Raw genomic sequence first — 5437 nt, 5'->3', positions numbered from 1 at the left:
AGAATATTTTGATTACAATCAGGAAGGTTTTCAGAAAATAACTGAATACCTGCTCAAAATTTTTAATCAGAATATAGATGTTTTTGAGATAACTGAAAGTGAACAAAAAAACTTTATAAAAGAAATCAAAAATATTGATTCCAATTTTCAAATTATTATAGATGGAATAAATAAATTACAATGGAAGGAAAAGAAATCATTGTACGAAGAATATTATTATACTATGGCAAAGAAAACAATTAAAATAAGCGATGATATGCATAAGGAATTTAGAACCAATCAAAATTTAAGGAAGCTTGATTATGCGTTCTATAGTTATTTTAATTTATATGTTAACCTTTATAAATTTCTGGCCAATAATATAAAAAATTCGCAGAAACACGATATGGATAGAACTATAATAACTGCTGAAATTCTGTCAACTGTTTTCAGTACGGTAACACTTGCCTACTTTTATAAAAATCCCATTTTGAATGAAAAAATTATCATAGATAGAATGAGCTAATTAAATACGTTTATTTCTCCGAATATGCATAGAGTTTCTAAAAAGGTGGAAAAATTATTAAACGAATCTAAGAGTGTTTCTCCGGTTTGAGTGTTATAATGATTTTGTCTTTACTCGATACAAATGTCGTATTAGACATAATATACGATAAAAGGAATGGAAACAACGAGGCCATTAATTTTTATAAAGGATTTCAAATTATGAGCTTTCTATTGAAGATATAGTAAATAAAGAATGCTATGAGGTTGTAAATAAGAAATCAATATACAAGTTGTTTATCTAGTCTTCTCTCCTCAATGAAGATTAGAGTTTTATTATTTATAAGCCCAGTAAACTGCAATTAGAACCCGAATTACAAACCGGCAGGCAGCTTATGTTTTCAATGAGAAAGAACATAACAATGATTATTTACCTGCCATATTTTTCCCGTAGAAACAAAGCTAGTATTAATTAACCATTTTATAATATGCGGGCAGTAAATGAAAGTTAGAGACATTACAGAGTTCATAAAGCTGGAGCATACAGTATTCGACCTGCCATTTGTTTATGCAGGTGCTATAATAGCATCCGGGGGTACATATTATATTTTAAAATATATAATAATACTCATTACTGCCACAAGCGCCAGAGGGGCAGGTATGTCCATAAACAGGATACTGGGGCTGCGCTATGACAGAATCAACCCGAGAAAAAAAGATTGGGCACTGGTAGCAGGAAGAATGAGAATGAGGGATGCATATATTCTAGCGGGGTCACTTATAGGCCTATTTGAGATTTCCACATATTTCCTGAACATGACAGTCTTTGAGCTTTCTCCTATAGTAATATTATTCTTCATTGCCGATCCACTCATGAAAAGAATCACATGTTGGCGCCACCTCTTCATGGGATTTACAATAGGGCTCGGTGTACTGGGCGGTTTCCTTGCAATAACCCCAGTATATCCACCCCTCATAATATATCTTGTCGTTCTTGCATCTACTTTCTGGATTGCAGGATTTGACATAATATACACTATACCAGATATGGATTATGACAGAAAAAATAACCTGAAAACTCTGAATGTTAAATTCGGGCTAAAAGGTGGACTTACCATATCCAACCTTTTCCATGTATTTACAATGGCTCTTTTTATTTGCATCGCTCTCATAGTTAAAAATGTTTATTACGATATTCTTCTTGTGCCCATCATAGGTTTAATAATATATCAGCACATTATAATAAATCCTTCCAATTTGAAGACCATCAGGGTGTCGTTCTTTAATGCCAATTCATTTATTGGAATTATATTCCTCGTGGGAATGATAATATCTTTCTATAAATAATTTTAAAATACTATTCTCACATCAACGGCGAAGGCTCCCTTTTCATTGACCATCAGTGGATTTATATCCATTTCCTTTACATCAAGGTCAACGATCATATTGGATATTTTAGATATGGTTCTAACCGTGCTGTTTATATCGTAATCCCGGTTTCTTGATGTAAGCATGCCCAGTATTTTGCTTTCCTTTATCATCTGGTATGCTTCATCCTCCGATACAGGGCATATGCCGTAGCTCAGGCTTTTTATTACTTCCATATATATGCCGCCTATTCCAACTACTATGGAGGGGCCGAATACAGGGTCTTTTATTCCACCCACAAATATTTCCGCACCGGTTATCTGAGCCTGCATGATTGTCCGTGGATAGTTAAGTTCATTAAACGCCTGCTCTACCATATCCTTTTCAACGTTCAATATTACCCCCTTCACATCCGTTTTATGGACAGGAGTGTCAGGCGATATTTTCATTACAAGGGGATATCCAATAGCATCAGATTTTGACTTTGCCTCCTGGGCACTTTCAGCAATTGCATAGGCCGGAGTCCTTATTCCGTATATATCCATTAACTGCATTGCCTCGAAATCCTTAATATAGCTTTTCCCACTGACCAGATCCTTTGCCTGGTTTATGGGTTCTACAGTGCGTATCTTTTTGATTGGATTGGGCCGGTCTACCATATATTTAATTGAGCGTACTGCGTCCTCAGGGAATATAAAGGCAGGTATTGAAACTGAATCCAGCAGTTTAGAGGCAGCGTTCTGGTCAAGACCCATTGTTACACCTATTACTCCCTTGCCGCGGTAATTTACTATTGCCTTTGCAACATCAGAACATGTGAGCATTGGCAATGACTGTACTATGACGATTTTTGTGCAGTCCAGATCCTTTACCATGCCTAAGGCACTGTTGTATCTTGCGTAATCCGCATCCCCTGAAAGGTCTATGGGATTTCTTGGTGTGCTCTGCTCGGGTATCACACTGAGCAGATCATGCTTTACCCTTTCCGGCAGTTCTATTTCATTCAGGCCTTCCTTGTCTATGGCATCTGTTGTCAGTACTCCATGACCTCCCGAATTTGTGATTATTAATACATCATTGGATACTGGTTCCGCAGATAGAACGATTTTTGCCAGATTCAGCATATCCTCTATATTGTCAACAAATATCCCTCCAACTGTCCGCACTGCAGCACGGAATATGTCCATAGAACCTGCAACGCTTCCCGTGTGGGTTTTTACAGCAGCAGCACCGGTTTTGCCAATACCGCCCTTCAGAAATATGATGGGTTTTCTCTTTGTAACGTCAGGTATTGTGGCAAGAAACTTTTGCCCTGATGAGACACCCTCAATATATGAGAAGATTGCTCTTGTTTCCACATCGGCTGAAAGAAACTGGAATGCATCGGTTTCGTCCACATCTGCTTGATTTCCAAGACTGATGAAATAGCTTATTCCAACGTTTGATTCCTGTGCCCAATTCAGCATGTATACTCCAAGCCCGCCACTCTGCGCAACAATTGCAGCCTTTCCCCTTTTAACATCAGCAAAGGCAAAGGTTGCATTCACATCAGGGGTTATGAGTCCGATGGTATTCGGCCCGAGGACCCTTATATTATTCTCTGTTGCTATGGACATGATCTGGTCTTCAAGATCAGCACCATGCTGATCCGTTTCCTTGAATCCGGATGTTATAATTATTGCAGCGCCTGCCTTTATTTCGGCTGCATCTTTCATAACTCCAGGTACTGCATCCCTGGGGACTACTATAACTACCAGGTCAACCGGCTCCTTTATCTCTGTAAGGTTTTTGTATGCAGTAAAGCCGCCAATGTTGGCATTTTTATTGTTAACTGGATAAACTTTACCGGTAAATGATGATGTGATATTCCTGAATATTATGTTTCCAACCTTGAGACTATCAGATGAAGCGCCAACTACGGCAATACTTTTTGGTTTGAATAATTGTTCAAGCATAAACTCTTATACATTGTGGGTTTAAAATGTTTGCCTAATTTCCTGCCTGTAATTATAATGGAAAGTATTCTCCCAGATCCCTTGTATCTATAACATCCACGAACTGGCTTATCATTTCCAGGCTCTGGAAATACAACCTTTCAGAATATGTTGATGTAATGTCAGATACCACTAGGGTATTTAATTCCCTCAGATTTGCATTTGCTGAACTTATGAATATGTCCTTGTCTGTGAAGAATCCACCGAGGAGTATGGTATTTCTTCCTGTTTTGCTGATTTCGTCCTCCAGTGTACTGTGATAGAATATATCTTCCTTTTCAGTTTTTACTGGGTTTTTTACCTCTATTTTATTTTTGAACTCCTCCATAAAACCCTTATCATACTCAGAGTCTGGAGGCATGTTTTTCATTCTGTTTTCCTCTTTCCGGTTCCGTAAATTCAGTACATCCTTGTTTCCTATTGGATAATACAGTTCCCTTTCAGTGAACATTACAGGAATTTTGAACCTCGCCCTGAAATTATTCATGTAATCCATACCCATTAAAAATTCCATTTTACTGAAACTGTGCGCGAAAAATTCAGGTTTGTAATTTACAAGTATTATAAGAGAGTCTTCAGGTTTAATCATGATTCAATATGAATGGTTCCTATTTTTAATTTGTTTAATAAATTATATATAAAGTTCCATAATACAGTTGGTGCGGAGATTGCCGAGCTAGGAAAAGGCGATGGATTTAGGGTCCATTTCCGTAGGGATTCGTGGGTTCAAATCCCACTCTCCGCATAATATATAATTTTATATTTTATTTTAATTCAATATAACTTCCCTAATGTTGCGATTTCTTTTAACCGTACTAACATCAGTATTTGGAAGTAGTTATCCGTTTGATGCTTGTACCAAGTTTTTTAATCCTATTTACTCGATAACTCTCAGGTGCTATAGCATCTGATGCTCATTCCTTGAATATTATTATATAGACCTTAGATATATTTTAGCATGGATGAATATGACAAAACCAAGGAGTTCTTTTCTAAAAATTCCCAAAATTATGCTAAAAGCCAGTCTCACGCAAAGGATGACGATCTGAAAATCCTTATGGAAATGCTTTCCCTCAGAGGTGATATGATTGGGCTTGATGCAGCAACAGGATCTGGATTTACAGCCATTGAAATGGCTAAAAGTATATCAAAAGTTTATGCACTTGATATGGTAGATAACATGCTGTCAGAAACAGCTAAACTGGCAAAAGAAAACGATTTACACAATGTTATCACTGTAAAAGGATATGTTGACTCCATGCCCTTCGAAGATAAAAAATTTGATGTTGTTACATGCAGAAGAGCCGCCCACCATTTCGCAGACAAGGATAAATTTGCAAGTGAGGCATTCAGGGTTTTAAGGGCAAATGGCAGAATTGGAATAGACGATATGACAGTCCCTGACAGCATTATAAATGACCTGAACAACCTTGAAAGAATAAGAGACCATTCACATATGCATGCCGCATCTGTGGAGGGATGGAGGCATATACTTTCCCATGCAGGATTCGGCGATATAAAATACAGGGTTTACAGCAGGAGGATGACGTTTGAAGAGTGGCTTTATCCTGTAAAGGAAGATTCTCCTGAGG

At 37.4% G+C, this 5437-nt stretch carries 5 protein-coding genes and 1 tRNA gene; 4 read left to right on the top strand and 2 right to left on the bottom strand.

Annotated elements, in window-relative coordinates:
- Both AMDU4_RS10785 and AMDU4_RS10780 read left to right on the top strand, forming a co-directional pair.
- Positions 1–505, top strand: a 505-nt coding sequence (locus AMDU4_RS10785; protein WP_021788004.1) for a hypothetical protein, incomplete at its 5' end; no start/stop codon positions are given.
- Positions 506–984: 479 nt separating this feature from the next.
- Positions 985–1830, top strand: a complete 846-nt coding sequence (locus AMDU4_RS10780) for a UbiA-like polyprenyltransferase (RefSeq protein ID WP_021788002.1) — start codon at positions 985–987, stop codon at positions 1828–1830.
- A gap of 2 nt (positions 1831–1832) precedes the next feature.
- Here the strand turns inward: AMDU4_RS10780 and AMDU4_RS10775 are convergent, their stop codons facing one another.
- Both AMDU4_RS10775 and AMDU4_RS10770 read right to left on the bottom strand, forming a co-directional pair.
- Positions 1833–3806 carry an acetate--CoA ligase family protein gene (locus tag AMDU4_RS10775; RefSeq protein WP_021788001.1) on the bottom strand — a complete coding sequence of 658 codons (1974 nt, stop codon included), beginning with the start codon at positions 3804–3806 and terminating at the stop codon, positions 1833–1835.
- A gap of 52 nt (positions 3807–3858) precedes the next feature.
- Positions 3859–4434: an isochorismatase family protein gene (locus AMDU4_RS10770; RefSeq protein WP_021788000.1), complete on the bottom strand. Its 576-nt coding sequence runs from the start codon at positions 4432–4434 to the stop codon at positions 3859–3861.
- A 72-nt stretch (positions 4435–4506) separates the two neighbouring features.
- Here AMDU4_RS10770 and AMDU4_RS10765 point away from each other — a divergent pair.
- Both AMDU4_RS10765 and AMDU4_RS10760 read left to right on the top strand, forming a co-directional pair.
- Positions 4507–4590: transfer RNA gene (locus AMDU4_RS10765), tRNA-Leu, on the top strand.
- A 213-nt stretch (positions 4591–4803) separates the two neighbouring features.
- On the top strand, positions 4804–5437 hold a 634-nt coding region (locus AMDU4_RS10760), incomplete at its 3' end, for a class I SAM-dependent methyltransferase (RefSeq protein WP_021787999.1).

This window comes from Ferroplasma sp. Type II, from assembly GCF_000496155.1.
Note: the sequence above shows the minus strand (reverse complement) of the source record. Positions and strands in the feature narration are given on the sequence as shown.